General features: G+C 51.9%; 13 protein-coding genes. 5 read left to right on the top strand and 8 right to left on the bottom strand.

Annotated features, from left to right (window positions below; translation table 11 throughout):
- Positions 1 to 370 precede the first annotated feature (370 nt).
- Positions 371 to 850: a hypothetical protein gene (locus tag GC101_RS26580; RefSeq protein ID WP_171719772.1), complete on the top strand. Its 480-nt coding sequence runs from the start codon at positions 371 to 373 to the stop codon at positions 848 to 850.
- Between the two features lie 151 nt (positions 851 to 1001).
- Here GC101_RS26580 and GC101_RS26575 read toward each other — a convergent pair whose 3' ends face one another.
- Positions 1002 to 4931, bottom strand: a complete 3930-nt coding sequence (locus GC101_RS26575) for a galactose-binding domain-containing protein (RefSeq protein ID WP_171719771.1) — start codon at positions 4929 to 4931, stop codon at positions 1002 to 1004.
- Positions 4932 to 5367: 436 nt separating this feature from the next.
- Between GC101_RS26575 and GC101_RS36305 the strand changes: the two genes are divergently transcribed.
- Genes GC101_RS36305 through GC101_RS26565 form a run of 3 tightly spaced genes read left to right on the top strand, consistent with a single transcriptional unit; the run spans position 5368 to position 7251 of the window.
- The gene (locus GC101_RS36305) at positions 5368 to 5661 is read left to right on the top strand and encodes a nucleotidyltransferase domain-containing protein (RefSeq protein WP_246354524.1); all 294 of its coding nucleotides are present in this window, start codon (positions 5368 to 5370) and stop codon (positions 5659 to 5661) included.
- Positions 5658 to 6449 carry a nucleotidyltransferase domain-containing protein gene (locus GC101_RS26570; protein WP_246354523.1) on the top strand — a complete coding sequence of 264 codons (792 nt, stop codon included), beginning with the start codon at positions 5658 to 5660 and terminating at the stop codon, positions 6447 to 6449. Before GC101_RS36305 ends, GC101_RS26570 begins: the two co-directional genes overlap by 4 nt.
- A gap of 46 nt (positions 6450 to 6495) precedes the next feature.
- The gene (locus GC101_RS26565) at positions 6496 to 7251 is read left to right on the top strand and encodes a creatininase family protein (protein ID WP_171719770.1); all 756 of its coding nucleotides are present in this window, start codon (positions 6496 to 6498) and stop codon (positions 7249 to 7251) included.
- Positions 7252 to 7409: 158 nt separating this feature from the next.
- Here the strand turns inward: GC101_RS26565 and GC101_RS26560 are convergent, their stop codons facing one another.
- The 4 genes from GC101_RS26560 to GC101_RS26545 all read right to left on the bottom strand — a co-directional run bounded on the left by GC101_RS26560 (position 7410) and on the right by GC101_RS26545 (position 12480).
- Positions 7410 to 9116: a methyl-accepting chemotaxis protein gene (locus tag GC101_RS26560; RefSeq protein WP_171719769.1), complete on the bottom strand. Its 1707-nt coding sequence runs from the start codon at positions 9114 to 9116 to the stop codon at positions 7410 to 7412.
- Positions 9117 to 9632: 516 nt separating this feature from the next.
- Entirely contained in the window at positions 9633 to 10331 is a 699-nt protein-coding gene (locus GC101_RS26555) for a Crp/Fnr family transcriptional regulator (protein ID WP_171719768.1), read from the bottom strand.
- Between the two features lie 81 nt (positions 10332 to 10412).
- The gene (locus GC101_RS26550) at positions 10413 to 10946 is read right to left on the bottom strand and encodes a hypothetical protein (protein ID WP_171719767.1); all 534 of its coding nucleotides are present in this window, start codon (positions 10944 to 10946) and stop codon (positions 10413 to 10415) included.
- Position 10947: 1 nt separating this feature from the next.
- Positions 10948 to 12480: a DUF4153 domain-containing protein gene (locus GC101_RS26545; RefSeq protein WP_171719766.1), complete on the bottom strand. Its 1533-nt coding sequence runs from the start codon at positions 12478 to 12480 to the stop codon at positions 10948 to 10950.
- Positions 12481 to 12593: 113 nt separating this feature from the next.
- On the opposite strand from GC101_RS26545, the gene GC101_RS26540 reads away from it, so the two are divergent.
- Positions 12594 to 14270 (top strand): ABC transporter substrate-binding protein, encoded by a 1677-nt coding sequence (locus tag GC101_RS26540; RefSeq protein ID WP_171719765.1) that lies wholly within the window; start codon positions 12594 to 12596, stop codon positions 14268 to 14270.
- A gap of 8 nt (positions 14271 to 14278) precedes the next feature.
- Here the strand turns inward: GC101_RS26540 and GC101_RS26535 are convergent, their stop codons facing one another.
- The 3 genes from GC101_RS26535 to GC101_RS26525 all read right to left on the bottom strand — a co-directional run bounded on the left by GC101_RS26535 (position 14279) and on the right by GC101_RS26525 (position 18009).
- Positions 14279 to 16282: a CotH kinase family protein gene (locus tag GC101_RS26535; protein ID WP_171719792.1), complete on the bottom strand. Its 2004-nt coding sequence runs from the start codon at positions 16280 to 16282 to the stop codon at positions 14279 to 14281.
- A 99-nt stretch (positions 16283 to 16381) separates the two neighbouring features.
- Positions 16382 to 16873 carry a DinB family protein gene (locus GC101_RS26530; protein ID WP_171719764.1) on the bottom strand — a complete coding sequence of 164 codons (492 nt, stop codon included), beginning with the start codon at positions 16871 to 16873 and terminating at the stop codon, positions 16382 to 16384.
- A 44-nt stretch (positions 16874 to 16917) separates the two neighbouring features.
- Positions 16918 to 18009: a DUF1835 domain-containing protein gene (locus GC101_RS26525; protein ID WP_246354522.1), complete on the bottom strand. Its 1092-nt coding sequence runs from the start codon at positions 18007 to 18009 to the stop codon at positions 16918 to 16920.
- Positions 18010 to 18019 lie beyond the last annotated feature (10 nt).

Raw genomic sequence — 18019 nt, 5'->3', positions numbered from 1 at the left:
ATCGCTACCGGGTGGCACTTGTCGATTTGGCGGATGGTGCAGCTGCCGCTGGACTGACATTAAACCCCTATTACCCAGCAGACTTCCGGTAAAAGCTGGTGACAAAACTTGGCGGAAACATACTCAGGTTGAAATTGTTGTACATTATGCAGGATTACCTGCGTATTAGCAGCCCAGATTCAATATTGTTGTACATTATGCATGAATTTCCTGCAGATGAGCTGGTCAGCACCCGAAATGTTGTAATTTATGCAGGAATCTAAGGAGTTACACGGGGTAGAGACTAAATTGTTGTAATCCGTGCAGCATTTCCGGCAACCAGGCGGATTCCAATATGTGGTATTATGATAAAGATTAGAGGAGGGAATGTATGAGAAAAGAAGACTGGATTAAAGTAATCTTAATAGTATCACTGTTCGGGAATGCGGCTTTATTTATGAATCAGCAACAAGTTAGCAAAAGACAAGAATTGAAATATGAGATATTAAATGCGTACATATACCGGGACCTAACCCAACTAGAAGTCACTATACAGTATCAAATAGATAATAATTGGGTTAACGAACCCCTTGTTACGCAGAAATTAGATGACGCAATAGATTCAGTTATCTTACACATAGGAATGGAGGGTGACGATAAGGATGCTGTTCTTTGGAAGCTGCATGATTACTTGAAACGGTTCAAGGTTGGTGACGAAACCTTGGCAGTTAGCCTAACCGATAAGCAACGAGCCGATTATATTTATTTAGCCGAGAAGCTCCGGTCAAGCGGCTGGAACTATAATGTAGGATATGATACCCGATGGAATATTTTTGCATCCAAAGTAAAAGGGCTCATAACCGAATCATAATATCAAGATGATGCAACAGTAGACCCCTACTCTCCTTACATCATCAAAAACCGCCCCACGGACACACGGGAGGCGGTTTTTGGCAGCACGCTGAATATAATGCAGCTGAGCAATATTCAGCCATACAATAATCTGCTATACAATTTCAGCCCTACGGATTCACCGTAATCGTAAACGTTGACGTGGTATTTTTAATAGGCGTTACAGTGTTCAGGATCTTCAAGTTGTTGAAGACAACGTTGCCTACCGCCGGGCCTTGGCCGGCTTCTGCCGATTCGTTGGCCCAGATGCCGACTCCGGATTTGGCGTCGAAGGCATCGCCGCTCTTCTGCGCGCCGGAAATCGTAACATTCGTAAAAATCGTGTCCGCTACAGGGAATTGCGGTGAATTGCCGACATAGTTGGTCTGGAACATAATCCCGTGATAGGTCGGATCAATGATATCCACATCGCTGACGCGGATGCCCTGGAACACCTTGGAGGCGGAGAATACCCAGATGGCCGGGAAGGTCTGTGAGCCCCAGAAATGTCCGCCCGCCCGGACGACCGAAATATTCTGGAAATTCGTCGTCGGCGATGCGCCGAAGCCGTTCATGGCATACCCGAAGTCCAGTGAGCTGATCGTAATCCCCGAATAGCAGAGTGTATCCGCAATATAGATGTTGCGGAAGGTGTTGGCATAACCGCCGTAGACGGCTACACCGGCTGCACGCCAGGTCAGGATTGAGGTCAGGTTCTCATATACATTGTCCTTCATGTCCGAGCCGCCGGAATCGATTGCCGAGAACAGCGCGAAGCTGTCATCTCCGGTCGCCCGGGCTTCGTTGTTGGACACGAGGTTGTTCGTGCTGCCGTTGGTCATATTGATGCCGTCGGCGAAGGTGTTGCGGATACGGGAGTTTCGGATCACCATGTAGTCGGTATTCGCCCCCCAGTACATACATACCTGATGTTCGGTCCAGATGTTGTCGATCGTAATGTTCGCTACATTGGAGAAGTCGAACACTTTGCCGGGACCGTCTATCCGTGAGGTATAGTTGCCGAAATAGGCAAACCCTGAGAAGGTTGATCCATTCGCTGAATCGGTAGCCCTGAAGCCAACATCCGTATTGGACTGGTTAACCGGCGCATAGAACCGCGTATACCAGGGTCCGGCTCCGACAATTTTAATCGCTTTGCCGTAGACCTGGAACTTGTTCGAGGTTTCATACGATCCGGCTGGAAGATATACACCGGTAAGGTTGCCGGTTGTATCCATACGGACCTTATCAATCGCATTCTGCACGTCCTGGTGCGTGAAGCCGAGCGGAACCGTATATTTGGCCGGGTCCGGATTGGCAATCGGCGCTACCTGCTCCAGGCTGACGAAGTCAATCGCATACTGTGAAGTGTTGGCTGCGTCCTTCTGAAGTCTGATTGTGCTGCCCGCCGGAATGGTGCTGTCGAACATAATATTCGCTTCATCATAGATGTGGCGCGGCGAACCGGCGCTTGGCGAATTGCCCGGGCTGATCTCTGAGCCATACAGCCAGGCGTATTTGGAGTTCAGCGTGATGGCTTTATTGAATACACCGTTCACATAGATATTAAGTGTAGCGGTTGTTCCGTCTCCGCTTGCCGAGTCCGGAATCGAGAACCGGGTAACGAGCGTGTTGGTGCTGGCTTTGGTGGTGAACTCAACATAGCTGCCTGTAGTATTCAACGTGACTGCTCTTCTGCCCGAGGCTTCACCGGCAATATCGCCGATATTACGGTTCGGATTCAGCTTGACTGCTCCACCCCCGACAACCCCGTCCTCCGCTTCATACATATCGTAAGGCATATTGGCCCCGCGTCCAATGTACAGCGACTGATTCTGGATGTTGTTGGCCCGTTTCACTGCCAGTTCATTAGCGTCTGCGGCAATTTCAGTTTTCACATTATATTTCCCGTTCACTGCGGTCCAGGTTCCAAGAGTAACCGGAGCTGTAGTGCTGCCGCTGGCAATGACACCGTTATAAGCACCGGTCAGCGTTTTGATTACCGCACCGGTGGTCGCATCAGTCAAGGTCAGTGTGATGTTATGTGCACCACTTGCCGAGGCTGCCGTTCCCTGATTCTTAATAGCGACTGAGAAGCTCACCGTATTCCCGCCAGCCGGATTCCCCGGCGACCAGCTGACCGGAGAAGCAATCAGATCCGAGCTGGATACGGGATTTACGGTAAGCGATGCGGGATTCGAATAGCTGTTATTCCCTTCATTCAGCTCAATGACGGTGTTGCTCTCGTCGACCTTGGCACTTAAGGCATAGGTTGCGGCATCTTTGGCACCGATGTTCAGCGATACTGTAGCCGAAGCTCCTGCGGCCAGAGCCCCGACTGGTGCTGTCCCGGCAAGTGTGGTACCCAGATAGAAGCTGACGTTTGTTGCTGCCGCTGAAGCAGACCCGGTATTCTTGACGGTAGCATTCAGCGTGATGACATCGGTCTCTACCGGAGTGGAAGGGCTCCAGGACATTGCCGTTACCGTCAGATCCGGATTCGCAGCCGGTGTGCCGATGATCTGAAATTCAGCTACCTGTCCGGCGCTTGAACCGGAGTTCGTGGTGAATTTCAACTGCAGCTCGCTGGCCGTTGCTGTAACTGGAATAGTCACGGAGTTGCCGCTGGCCGGGTTAAAGGTGTACACCGTTGCCGGAACTAGACTCGTGAAGGTTCCTGTAGACTGGTTATGACCCAGTACCTGAATGGTTTGGGTACGGGTAGCCCAGGCCGCTGCCGGATTGAGCTTCACAATTACCGAGGTTACATTGGCGTTCGCGCCAAGGTTCACAGTCAGTGTATTTGGATAGCTTCCGCCCGCCGCTTCCCAGTACGTATTCAGGTCCCCGTCATTGGCGTTAGCGGGTACAAATGTAAAGACTGAAGATGAGGCATTAACCGCTTTGCCGATTGCCAGGTTCGAACCAGGACCCGCGCTTGGGGAGGCCGTCGGCGAGGCAATTGGCGAAGGCGTTGGTGTGACAGTTGGGGTTGGAGCCGGCGTTGGGGTTGGTGTGGCCGTCGGGGCTACGGTAGGAGAAGCCGTTGGTGCTACTGTTGCCGTTGGCACTGGTGTGGCTGTCGGCGCTACCGTTGGTGCCACCGTCGGAACGGGGGTTGCTGTAGCCGTCGGTGCCGTTGAGACGGTCAGGACCAGCTGATCCAGATTCACGTTGCCGGAGTCGGACGCATCGTATTTGTAGGTAATCGTGTTATTTCCGGCATTTAACGCCAGGATTTCTGCCTGTGTGGACCAGGTATCCCAGTTGGCCAGATTAGCAAGCGGGGTCTGCTTGATCTTGGTACCGTTCACGTAGACACTCAGCGTCCTGGTGCTGCCGGAGGCATTGGCATACCGCAGCGCTGCGCTGTAATTGCCAGCAGATGCAGCCGAAACGGTGAACGTTGTCGCTGCTCCTTGGGCAAGATAACCATCAACAAACGCCGACCCGGTATAGCCGGTGTGATCTGTGTTGGTTTTGGCCCCGCCGGACAAGGCGGCAGCTTCCGCTTCATAAGTTCCCGGTGCAGAAACCGCAGTTCCGTACACCTCGAGTTCGGATAACTGCGCAGCAGGCCAGCCGGTGTTGGCCGTGAAGGTTATTTTAATATAACGGGCTGTTGCAGCAGTGAAATTAACAGTGACTGTGTTAGAGCCGCTGGAAGGATTGAAGCTGTAGGCAGCTGATGCAGCCAGGTTGCTGTAAGAAGCATCATCCGTACTGCCTTGAACGGACAATGTCTGTGTTCTTGCTTCCCAGGCTGACGGCAGCTTGAGTACAACCTGATTGACACTGCTGCTGGAGCCTAGATCGACCTTGATCCATTGCGGAAAAGCATTGCTGGCACTCTCCCAATACGTCCCCTGGTTGCTGTCATTGGCGTTCGCTGCCACATACACATCACCGACCGAGCTAGCGGTAATCGTCTTGCCTTGAGCCAGATTGCCTGCCGCTGCCCCCACTGCCGGGAATAACGCCAACTGGCCCACACATAGCGCAAGAATCAGACTGTACAGCAGGAATGTCCTTTTCACAGAAGCCTTGTGTCTGGTAATCATCTGCCAACCACCTCCTATAATTTTATGATGCAGCCTTAAAGTATGCGCTTTCAAAAATACTCCTTCCCCTTATACTCCTCGCCTCCTTGATTCCCCCTGTCTTCCTGCTGTCCTGAAGATAATATTGCAATCAGCCAGATCAGCCCTCTCCGCCAGCGCAAGTGAAACGGACCGGACCCGGAGACCAGCTATGAACTAACTAATTATGGTAATAATATAAGATATCACTAGGTTTAGGTCGATGGCGTATTCTATGATTAGTATGTGCATAAATACGGATTTAATATTTTTATGCAGCACTCCTGAGCGGAGCAGCAGCACTCGATTCCACTGAACAACACCGGGAGAGTTTAAACTTAACTAAAGTCGGCATACCCCCGCAGGCAAGATGCCTATACAATGAATACACAAGGCGCGGGCCAAGGGGGAACTACACATGAATGAAGCTGACCAACAGGAACTATTCCTTAAAAACGAGAAACTCATTAACATGGTGATTGAGCGGGCCAAGCAGGATTATCCGGAGGAGATTGCAATGATCGGGCTTACGGGCTCTTTTCGTACCGGAGATTTCCATGACAAAAGCGATCTGGATCTAATTATCATCAATAACAACCATCAGGGCTGGGGCATCTCTTCCTGCTTCATACTGGGGATGTCGGATACGATATCTATTGCACTCCATGGGAGACCCGGATTGAAGAGCAGGCTGCGCTTGAGAGTCCGATGACCTCCAGTCTGATAGATTTGCAGGTGCTCTATTGTGCCAAACCGGAATATATGGAGAAATTCAATGCGTACAGACAGAGGGCGCTGGACACTTTAGCTAAGCCTATCGGGAGCGAATGCATCGGCAGAGCGAAGAAGTGGATCGACAGTGCCAAGCAGGAGTATGCGAATACCATGCTTGCTGAGGATCTCGGAACCGTCAGGCTGGCTTCATGCGAGGTGGTCTACAATCTGGTCTATGCACTGACAAATTTGAATAATACGTATTTTAAAAGAGGGCTTAAGCGATATCTGGAGGAAATTTCCACCTACCGTTATATTCCTGAGGATTTTGAAACGATATATATGGATGTGATTCATGCCAAGAATATGGATGACATACGAAGCACCACCTACACCCTTCTAAGAAGCATCCATGATCTGTACAATACACTGTATCAAAAATATGTAATCCAGCCTGTACCGGCCTACGATAATCTGGCGGGCACCTATGAAGAGCTATGGTGTAATTACCGCCATAAGGTTATTGCAAGCGCCGAAATGAAAGACAAATCCTATGCTTTCTATACCGCAATGGGGGCACAGCAGTTCCTGGATGAAATGACAGAGTCGCGGGGAACCCGGAGGTTTGATCTGCTGCAACACTTCGATGCGGATCAGCTTGATGGATTTAAGGAGCAGTTCCTGCTGGCGATGGATGAATATCTGGAAGAATATAACCGGACTGGGCGTTCAGTCGAACGCTATGATACTTTTGAGGAGCTGTATAGACAATATATGAAGGTTTAGGTAATTCTACGGGATAATTAATTGACCAGACGATCAGGAGGTTATTATGCTTAGTTATAAAAATACAACGACCGAAGTTGCAGCCAGCGGAATTGATACTGTTATTATCTCCGTTGGTGCAACCGAGCAATTCGGACCCTTTCTTCCCATGCATTTGGATACATTAATTGCAGAGTTGTATGCTGAATCCTATGGAAAAGCATTAAATGCCTACGTTCTGCCTACCCTCCCGTTTAACACTTCAGAAGAGCATGCCAACTGTAAGGGAACGGTAACGGTCAGCCCGAATATTTTAACTGCAATGTTAGAAGCTATTATTATGAATTTAGCAAGACAGGGATTTACCAAGTTCGTAGTTTGCAATGGACATGGTGGAGCGTACTGGGAAGCGGCCTTTGTTAAGCATATCAATTACAAGTACCCCGAGCTTCTGTTGATTGCCCCAAATCACAACACTCCTCATGCCTGGACAGAAGCAGCGAAGCAAGCTGGTTTGGAGGAGGTAGATGAAATGCATGCCGGGTTATTGTCGGTGTGCACCGCCATGTGGCTCTGCCCTGAACTTGTCCAGACGAAGTCTATGGGCTCCAATATCCCTGCTGATAACCGGTTGTATGCAGACTATATGGGATGGGACAAGCTTACCGAAGATGGCTGCTGGGGAAAATTTGAAGAAGGCAGCTACACAGATCAAGAATTAAGTGAGAAAGGCAGGCTGTTCTGGGAGACGTTCATCCATAAACGGAGTGAAGGGTTACTTCAGATTCTTGAGGAAGCCTACCGGAGAAAGATGGCGAAATAGTATATTCGTCCATCGGGCATGAATGATTATGATTGCTTCTACCCGCTGAATGCATAGACCCCCGCCGTTTCCGGCGAGGGTCTATGTTATATTCTCTGGGAGAGAATTCTCTATTATTCTGCACGATCAAGCTGAAAATAAGCTGAAGACCGGTTAATCTACACGTTGAAACGTGCCACGAGACCCTGCAAACCTTGCGCCAGCATACTCAGCGCGCTGGCAGATGAAGCAATTTGTTCTACCGAAGCCATCTGCTCCTGCGAGGCAGCGGATACCTGCTGCGTATTCGCAGCAGTGGTCTCCGAAATCTGCGTAACCGTGCGGATGGAGTCTACGATTTCCTCCGTTGCCGCCGTGATTTCTTCCACGGCTCCGGATACCTCCTGAACCTGTCCGGCCAGCGAATCAATCGAGCTGCGGATTTCATGGAAGGAATGTCCGGCCTCTTCAATGATATTAGTTCCGCTTTGCACTTCGTTCATGCTGTTCTTCATCACCTTCACTGCATGGTCGGCATCGGACTGGATTCCGGCCGCCATCTCTGCAATCAGATTGGCGGATTCAGCTGACTGTTCGGCTAGTCTGCGTACCTGATCGGCCACTACCGCAAATCCTCTGCCCTGCTCTCCGGCCCGTGCCGCTTCGATCGTCGCATTCAGCGCCAGCATATTCGTCTCCGAGGCAATCCCCTTGATCACTCCGACAATGCTGCCAATTTCCTGTGACCGCTTCACGAAGCCCATGACCTGGTGCGAGAGGGACTGAATGGATTCGTTGATGGAATCCATCTGACGGCCGGCGGATTGCAGCGATCGATCTCCGGCAACCGCATATTCGGCAGAGCGCAGCGAGGCTTCCGAAATATCCTGTACACTGGCAGCAATCTGCTGAATCCCGGCTGACATTTCAATAATCGTGTTCATGTTGGTCTGCAGATCATTCATCTGCCGGCCCGTTCCGGTGGCAACTTCGCCCATAATCCCAGCAATCTTCTCAGTCGCTTCAGCAGTCATCCCGCTATCAGCAGTCAGCTTGACCGAAGAAGCGGCGAGGCCGCTGGCAGAAGCATTCACCTGGCCGATCATCGCCGCCAGATTATCGGTCATTTTATTGAAATTCAGGGCCAGATCACCGATCTCATCCTTCGTCCGTACACTCAGCTTGCGGGTCAGATCGGCATCGCCGTCTGCAATCTCTTTGAGCTGCTTGTTCACATCACTCAGTGGCTTCAGAATCCGTGCCGACATCACGAACGCGATCAGCACAGCCAGCAGGACAGATAATCCCGTGACTCCCATACTCGTAACCATAGACGAGCTGCGGTGGGTAGCCGCCTGACTCTGCTCCTTCGCAATTTCTTCATGCAGCATATTCTCAAATACAAGCTGTGAATCGATAATGGTATCCAGAGAGAGCGTCGTAAACGACTTTTGGGCTTCCGGGAAATTCCCGTCTTTGGCTAAGGCAAAAGCTTCCTCCAGCACGGTAAGATAATTGCCCCATTCACTCTCCAGATTCGTAATTCCCGCAAGCTCAGCTTCGTTCAGGCCCGCACCCTTCAGTTCTTCAGCCGCCGCCGTAATCTGCGGGATCATCGCTTCATAAGCAGTCAGGTTGGCCGTTCTTTCCTCATCCGTATTGCTCATGACATACCTCGCCGCCAGCCCATCTGCTGTACGGATATCATCGGTTAACCCCTGCACCAGTGACAGCTTGCTGTAATTACGGTTGATCTGCTCCGTAAGCATGGTTACCTTCCCCTGAAATAATGTGCTGCCCGCGATTGCGATAATGAACACGATAATAACGGCGGCGAAGCCGGACATGATTTTGGCACGTATCCCTCTAAGTCTATTGAACATCATGAACTCCTCCACTCCATATGTAAGCTATATTGCATAACCCCTGCCCTTAGGGGCTTGTAGACTATGTATCCTGCGTGTATCCACCTGCATGCACGCTCCATGCGTCTGGCGCTGGCCCGTCCCTCCTCAAGCGTGTTGCTAATCTTTTCCTCATGCCTGTATCTTACGTTCCAATCCTTAAATCAATCTGAAATGGAGCTGAGCATTCGCTGAAACATGCAGGCAAGGCTGTAAGAATGATGAATTACAGTAACATACCTCCGGGGAAGCACATTGTATTCGGTTTTTCGCATACATTGGGCCCGGCTCCGTGGGTTTCAGTGAGATTCCTGATGCAAGAACATAAACACCATATTTTCATAAACAACACAAAAAAACCGCCCCCCCGGCCAAAGGCAGGAGATGACGGTTTTCTGGAAGAGTACTCTATGCGTTAAACTTCTATAACTATGTAAGTAGGCTGCTGTCATTCACCCAGGTTCACTCAGTCTCACTAGAGTTCACTTTCACTTAGGTTCATTCATACAAATTCCCGTTCGCCAGCATGGCCAGCCTCTCTTCATCCAGCACGATCAGCCGGCCGCGCCTGCGTTCAATGATCCCTTCTTCGATCAGGCGGCGCACCACCCGGTTCAGATGCCGGTAGCTTGTCCCCAGCAGATCGGCAGTCTCTGTCAGGCTGGAGGTACGGATCTCCTCCACGCGCTGAGCGCCGGTGTTGTCCGAGAAGAGTGACATCAGGTAGCTGGCGAAGCGGTTCTCCACCGGATACAGCACATTCATGGCCGAGGTCTGGCCCAGCGTATACAGCTTATGGCTCAGCTCCCCGACGAGGAAGCGCAGCAGCGCCGTATTGTCTTCGAACTCTTTTAGCAGCAGCTTTCTTCCGGCCACCAGCAGCAGGCTGTCCCCCACCGATACTACCTCATTCTTGACCGGATACTGGCGCAGCAGCTCCACATCCCCGATCACCGACATCGGCCTGGCGAACCGGACCAGCATTGATTTGCCGTTAGGCAGCAGCGTATGAATCTTCAGCTTGCCCTGCACCAGAATGAACATGCTCTCCAGCCGGTCGCCCACCGAACACACTGCGTCCCCGTCGCTGTAGCGCCGAAGCTCCATTTGGGCAATTGCGCCGCTGCTGAACATTGCCGTAAGATTATTCTGCTCCGCAAGACTGCGTACCGCCTCCGGATTTACTATCGAATTCATGCCGTTCTTCCTCTCCCGCCGTGTAAAGTCAATCTTATGTTCAAACTGTACCACAGCTCCAGGGCAAAGGGCTAACCGGCGTTACTTCATATCGGCGTCGTCCAGGCGGATTTCAGCTACAGTTGCATCCGGAGAACACCAGAATTCCAAAGTTACCCCTTGTTTATGATCAATGTATCCGATAATATCTGCGGTCTGCTCATTGCTTTTGTAATATTTGCTTCCATACAGGTCAAGCACACTTTGTTTGGTGTCTCCCAGTCCGATGCCTAAGGCTGTATGGAGCGGATCATCCGAACGGTTATTATCCGTGGCGGTGATCATGATCCGCTTAATCAGACCGCCGTCAGGGCCGGAATGGACAGAGGCAGTGACAAGACCGTCCTCCCAATGGTAGTAATCATACAGCTCATTATCCTCTTTACTTAACGGGCTGCCTAACTGCTTAAGCAGGTGACTGTCATTAATATTGTCATGCAGGTTCACACCGCCGATCGCTTCGCGGGCAAGGTCTGTGGAAGGCGTCAGCTTTTCGGAATATGCCGAGAATTGATAGACACCGAAACCCGCAATGATCACCGCAATCAGAATAAATACTATCCGTTTTATCCCCATATTAGTGTGCAACGCCCTTCTCAAAATATTGTTCCAGTTCCCTACGCTCCTGGAACTTGGCTAGATTGAAGGATGGCCAGCTCTTCAGCGGCTCTGACCGGTCAGACAAACGGCTGTGCAGCGCTTCGTCAAGAATACCTTTCTCCTGCTTGCTGAACTCAATCAGCTCCGGAACCACATCCGCGGACAGTCCGGCCAGATAATTGGCATCCAGGGTGCCGCTTGCGGCGTACCGCTGAATATTTTGCCTGGCGATAATATGATCCATCCCGATATAGTTCATCAGCACATAAGACAGCAAACCGAGCACGATGTAACACTTAAGCAATGGGAATTCTGCCCGGCTGATCCGTACCGCAGCCAGAACAAGCAGCAGCCCGAGGAAGATCATGAAGGCATGCACCAGGAAGCGGATATAGGTATAGCCATACGCTTCTTCATACAATGTCAGCCGTGAGTAGGCAGAGTAGAGCATAACCATCGAGCACAGAACCAGAATATAGAGCAGAATCTGAATTACCCGCTTTAGCCCGCCGCCTGCTTTGCGCACCGCCAGCAAGGAGAGCAGCAGAATAGCGAAATTGATCGCTGTCACCAGAATCAGCTCAAAGAATCCGCTCCGTGCATAATCCGCATAGGTCTTGTCATCCGGCAGAATGCCTTCCCAGGCTCCGAACAAATACGAGAATTGCACGCTCACAAACAGCATGTATACGGCATTGATCACCGCCAGAACCGTAGTAATGATGATCGGATCATCAACGCCGATGCTTTCCTCCTCCGGTTCATTCACATCCTGCTCTGTCAGAGTATCCAGCCCTCCAGGCGGATAGGTCCGGATATAGGACTTACTGTCAATGAATCCCCACACAAAGCCGAACATCCCGAGGCCAAGCAGGATAATCCACAACGCCCTGCTGATCCATTCGCCAAAGGAGATATTGTCAAAGTAACCCGGGAGCTCTGACAGCAGCCGGTTGAATACCCCATCCGCCGTGGAGAGAAGCGAGGTGACGATCAGCAGCAGCGGAACGGAAATCAGCAGCCCGATTACTATACGGATCAGAACCTGCTTGCGTGCATTAGACACCCCGCCCTGGTTACGGCGTAACAGCTTCACCGCTGTGTTCCAGTGGCGCAGGCTCTGGGGGAAGAAATGCTCCAAAGCCGCTCCGATCAGCCCGAAGCCGCTCCAGGAGGGCAGGCGGTAACTGAACATATAAGTCATATGTAATAGAATCAGCGCCGGAATGACAAGAAAATTCAGCCCGAAGAAAAACCAGTTGCCAAACAGTGCGTACGTCAGCGACAAAAGGAAGACTGAACCCGTCCACATATAGCTGAACCAGTTGTGCTTACGCAGCTTCTCCTTGCCGAAATAGAACATAAAGGCGTAGAACAGCACTACAAAAATAGGGTAAGAGATTCCGGGCATCTTGCCGTAGAACAGGAACTGATGCACAAGCGCAAGCAGAAACGCGGCCAACAAAACAACGCGCGCAAACCCCGGTTTGGATACGGTTTGATTGTCCATGGTAAATTCCTCCATCTTTTTACTTTCCTACCCTGATTCTAGCTGATAAAATAAGAAGAAAAAGAGAAATATATTATTATTAATTTCCTATTTTGTGAAAGGAGAGCTTATAGATGAAGCTGCACAGTCAATTTCTGAAGCTGCATTCGCATCATGGAGGCCCGGCAGAGGTCCTTGTTACTCTCGATGAGCTGGCCTTGACCCTCGGCTGTACCCACCGCAATGCACTGCATGTGATCCGCAAAATGGTAGAAATGAACTGGATCACCTGGACGCCCAGCCGTGGACGGGGGCGGCGCTCCAAGCTGGTGTTCCTCGCAGCCTCCGAGGATATTGCTCTGGAATCCATGATGCAGGCCATCAGCAGCAAGGATATCAGCAGCGCTCTGGAGGGAATCCGCGGGCATACCCGCACCTCCGCCCTGCAGGATACACTCCAGGGCTGGCTGCTGGCTTACTTCGGACATCATGCCGAGATGCAGAGTGACAAGCGGATTGATACGCTGCGGCTGCCGGTCACGCAGCAGTTGCATACCTTCGATCCGCTGTATATGAATCTGCTGGCAGAGTCTTTTGTTTCCAGCCATGTCTTCGACGGTCTGGTCGGCCGCAGCGGCGAACGCGGCAAAGTGATCCCCGGTCTGGCCCATGCCTGGGAGACCGACGAAGCCCGTACCGCATGGACCTTCCATCTGCGCAAAGAAGTCCTGTTCCATCACGGCAAGGTACTGACCGCCGAGGACGTAGTCTACTCGTTTGAACGGATGATGTCTACCTCACAGCGGACGCTGTACAGCTATATTTTCAAGGAAATCCAGGAAGTTAGAGCACTGAATGCCTCCACCGTCCGCATTCTGCTGAAGAAGCCGAACGAGCTCTTCCTCCCGTTCCTCTGCACCAGCCGGGCGGCGATCGTCCCCCGTGACCTGCAGTCCATCGGTGAGAATATATTTGGACGAAGACCTGCGGGAACGGGGCCTTTCAAGGTAGTGGAGATGAGCGAGGATACTTGCGTGCTGGAGGTGTTCCCTTATTATTTTCAGGGGCGGGCTCATCTGGATCGTGTGGAAATCATCTATGTACCCTGGGGGCTTGCGCCGGGACCCTCCGAGACGGGTTCGGGCTTCCATGTCATTCCGAATCCGCAGGCAGCGGGTACCGGCTCCCTGAGCAAGATTCATTCCGAATCCTCGGTACGCAAATTCGTCACCTGCAACACCAAAAAAAAGGGACCGCTAAGCGATCCCCTTCTCCGTGCCGATATTCTGTCCTGTCTGCATGAAGCTCCCCGCGAACCCTTCCGCCATTCAGCCAGTCTTCCGGCGGCAGCACTGCAGATTGCCACCATTCCGCAGTATGCCGGGGACGCTGAATACATTGCCTCAAGGCTGAAGCAGCACGGATATTCCTGTAAGGTGGTCTCCGTATCCCCGGAGGAATTCAAAGGACCGATCCGCCTGCAATCCGATCTGATTGTCTTCTCTCTGCTCCGTGATCAGGATGAACAGCTGCGGCTGTACGATCTGTATCTGACACTCTCGCAGCATATTGAGCCGCGTACCCGCGCCGATATTGAAGGCAGGCTGCATATGATCTCCAGGGAGCCTGACGCCGCTGCCCGGACAGAGGGCTTCAGGATTATCGAGGACAGCCTGACCCGGGATCATCAGCTGCATATCCTGTACGAGAAACCTGCCGAGACAGCATATCTCCCCTCTGTCCGCGGGGTAACCTTCAACAGCCAGGGCTGGGTGGATCTGCGTCACCTTTGGTTTCCGCCGGAGCTGTAAAGTATACTCTAAGCTCCACTCGCCTTAGCCGAGGCTGTTACGGTTTGTGCCGCAGCATTCCAGAGCACATCCAGACCGAGTCCCTCGGAGATGAATCTTACCGGAACCAGAGTGCGGTTGCCGATGATCTGTGCAGGAACATCCAGCGTAAGCGCCTGTCCATTAATCGTAGCAGTTTTGCTGCCAATGGTCATGATGATTGTAGTGCTTCCTTTAACCGCAGTGATTTTCTTGGCAGCCTGGTCCCAGGTCACCTCTGCGCCCAGCGCACTGAGAATAGCATTCACAGGTACCAGCACTCTTCCATCCTTGTTGACTGGCTGCTGATCCTGGAAATCAACCGCCGCGCCGTGAAGCAGTACAGAAATGCCTGTTCTGCTTGCTGTTCCTGCAGCTGCCGGTGTTGCCGTGGCCGCAGTACTGCTGCCCGCCGCTGTCTTGACGACCTCCGGCAGCGGTGTAACGGTCAGGCCGAGCTGCTCCTGCAGATTAGCGAGCCTGTTCAGTGCAAAGGTCATCAGGGAACCCGCTGCCATCGTTCCCATGCCTTGACCTGCTCCTCCAGCCTGTCCGCCCTCCGGCCGGGTTGCTGCGGTTCCGGCGGTAGTGCCGGCTGTTCCCGTAGTGGCCGTTCCTGCTGTACCTTCCGGACGCGCCGGAGGAGTTCCGCTTGGCATCGTTAACCCTTCTGTACCGGCAGGAGGTGTCATAGTTCCGCCGCCCAATCCGGCAGCATCAGCCGTGTAAGCCACATTGTTCTCGAACTGTTCAATCGTATAGAACTTGGTCGGATCGGCCTGCACATACGGCCGGACCAGTGAGGCAAGCCCGGTAATCCGGCTCTGAATCCCGCTCAAATAAGTAACCAGCTCAGACACATACGTATTGTATCTGGCCTTATATTCGGGCACCTCCAGCAGGTTGCCGATCAGCGGAACCTGATCCACATCAATCCCAAGTGTAGGGGTATCAATGGAAGCCGTAACGGCATTGACCGCTGAAGCTGCAGACGTGGACGTTCCGGTTGCTGTAACACTGCTTGCAGCAGTAACCGTTACCGTTCTTCCGCCTCCACCCGTGTATCCGTTAAAAGACATATTCATATCCCAGGGAATCACGGAATATTTGCCCGCTGAGTCGCCATACAGCAGATAATTATGCCCTTTATCCCCGTTGTAGCTGTCATAGTTGCCGAGCACGGCATTGGCGGCGATATATTTCAGTGCAGAATCTACATCCAGTACACTTTCAATATTGCCCTTCTCTCCGTCAGGCATTGCATTCAATACGCTGATGAAATTCTTGAGTGAAGTCTTGTCATCCTCAGTACCGGTCTCATAAGTCAGTGAATCATAGTCACTTCCTTCTTCAGCCTTGAGATAACTCTGCTCTTCCGTATCGTATAGCACACCGGAATCGGCATCCTCACCGAAATTACGCTCCAGATAACTGTCATCCACAGCTTCAACGCCGACATAGAAGCCATACAACTCACCGTTGATGTACAGATTAGTGAATACCGTCAGCGGAACATCCTCACCAATGGAGCGCAAGGCTTCATAATGCAAGTATTCGCGCAGAAATGACGGATCGGAGTAGCTGTTGTTCAGCACCATTTTATCCAGCCCCAGCAGGGTCTGCGTCTTGTCGTACTTATCGAACTTCAGCCGGAAGCTGTACCGGTCCGAATCCGTCATGGCCGCTACAGACTTAAGCGTCAGGTTCCCCTTGGTCGAGAAGCCTACATTCTCCAGCACATTTCCATCCACATCTACGGTTACACTCTTATACTCCTTATCCAGCGGGCTAGCCAGGATACTTGTCCAGTCCTCGTCAGCAATCGTTACCTTCACATTAATGATCTTGTCCGGGGTGAACAATGACTCATACGCCTGTGTTGCTCCCGCATCCGCCGCATACACTGCAGCAGGAATGCCCGCAACCACCGTTAACGATGCCGCTACCGTCAGTGATAATGACGTCAGCATCAGCTTTTTCAACATGTTCTTCATTCGCAAAATGTGTATTCCTCCTCAACACTCAGATTTGTATCTTGTTCATGCCTGCTGGCATTGTAAAATACAAACCTGAAAGAGGACTGAAAGTATCCTTTATTCTCCGCCGGGCAAACTGCCTGCAAGCCCTCTGCCCACCAGATTGGCGGATACCGGCTTCCTGCCCAGCTCCCTGGACCATACAGAGAGCTGGCCGGAATGATGAATCTCATGAGCGATAATGTGGCGCATAACCTCACCCCAGGCATCCTCAATGACCCGTCCATCCGCCCGTTCATCCTTCAGTATGTTCTGCTCCAGCCCCTCATGCCACGCCAGCACGAACTGCTCTACCTCCGGCCGGAACCTTGCATCCAGCTCCCTGATCTTCTGCAGAGTGTTATATTCCGGGAAATCCGCCCGAAAATCAGGCTTCCCCTCCATATCCCGGATCCAGCTCAATTCCACATCGATAATGTGAACCAGCGTCTTCAGGATTCCGCCCATTCCGCCAGTCCGTTCCTTCAGCAGTTCTTCCTCCGGCAGCTCCTCACACCATTTGTACCATTCCTCGCGGACCATCCAGTTATAACGGAATAATGTTTGCATAGGCTGCCTCCTGAATTGTAATGTAATCTTCAACCTTCCGGCACTCAACGTTCAGTTTCCCTGCCCTGCTTGCGCCTTACACTGTAGAATCTCATTGCTGTCGGAACACCCTTAATCTCAAGAACACCGCTATAGATCAGCTCTCTCACCCGGTGCTCAAAATAAGCGTCTCCAATACACTGCTCGCAATATCCCAGCGCCTCTCCAATTAACCGTGCGGATTTCAGGAATCCGTCATCTCCGGACGGCGGCTTCAGATAGTCCAGCTTCTCCAGCAGGTAGCTGTCATAATAGTCAGCCGGTACCTCAAGTACAGCATTGTCTTGCCATATCCGCAATACCCGGGACTGTTCTGAGATGTTCTTCCATTCCAGGTCCAGCCGCGTGATATCCGCAGCAGTAAGCTTGTTGCCGTCCTGGATGCGCAGCAGCGCCTCCCGAAGCTTATCGGCCGGAATCTCACCGGAACTACGGTATTTGATGGAGGCATCCGGAGTGTTGTACAGCTCTTCACAGATTGCGCAGGCATCGCACACCACAATCCCGTTCGGTCTGTTCCCCAGCAGATGAACAGCAAGACGCAGTCCGGTCTGCTCGCAAGCATTGCCGCTGGTCCAGATCACGACCTGAGCCTGTTCGGGAATCTGCTCCAGCTTGTCCATAAGCTCCATATACATTTCTTCGCACTCATCGCTGGCGGTAGAGTATCCCAGGATATTCTGAAGGAACCAGTCACTCCGGGCCTTCCTTCCCTCCGGCGAATCCAGCTGGCGAAGCGGACCTATGGCGTAATTCTCCCGCAGTGTAACAAGCTTGTGCGAGTCTGTCCAGCCTAGCCCTGTCAACGCTTGCTTCATGCCTCCGGCGAAGGAATCACCGCACACGATATGCACATGCGTGCAATCCGGTGAGGGGTCCCAGAATGCCCGCTTTTTGGGAGTATCCATCAGACTGGTGTAGTATCCCAGTAGGCTGGCAACCGGTCCCGCGATATGTTCATCAAGCGGTGCTTCAAGCCGCTCACTCTGTTCCTTTAACCGCTTGATCTGCGCCAGAATCCGCATGAAATACAAGTGTACTTCATCTTCCTTCAAGCCGCTAACAGCGTTTACGATTTCCTGCATATCTTTCATCATCTGATTCTAC

It is taken from the genome of Paenibacillus phytohabitans (assembly GCF_013141775.1).
Lineage (GTDB): Bacteria > Bacillota > Bacilli > Paenibacillales > Paenibacillaceae > Paenibacillus_AQ > Paenibacillus_AQ phytohabitans.
Note: the sequence above shows the minus strand (reverse complement) of the source record. Positions and strands in the feature narration are given on the sequence as shown.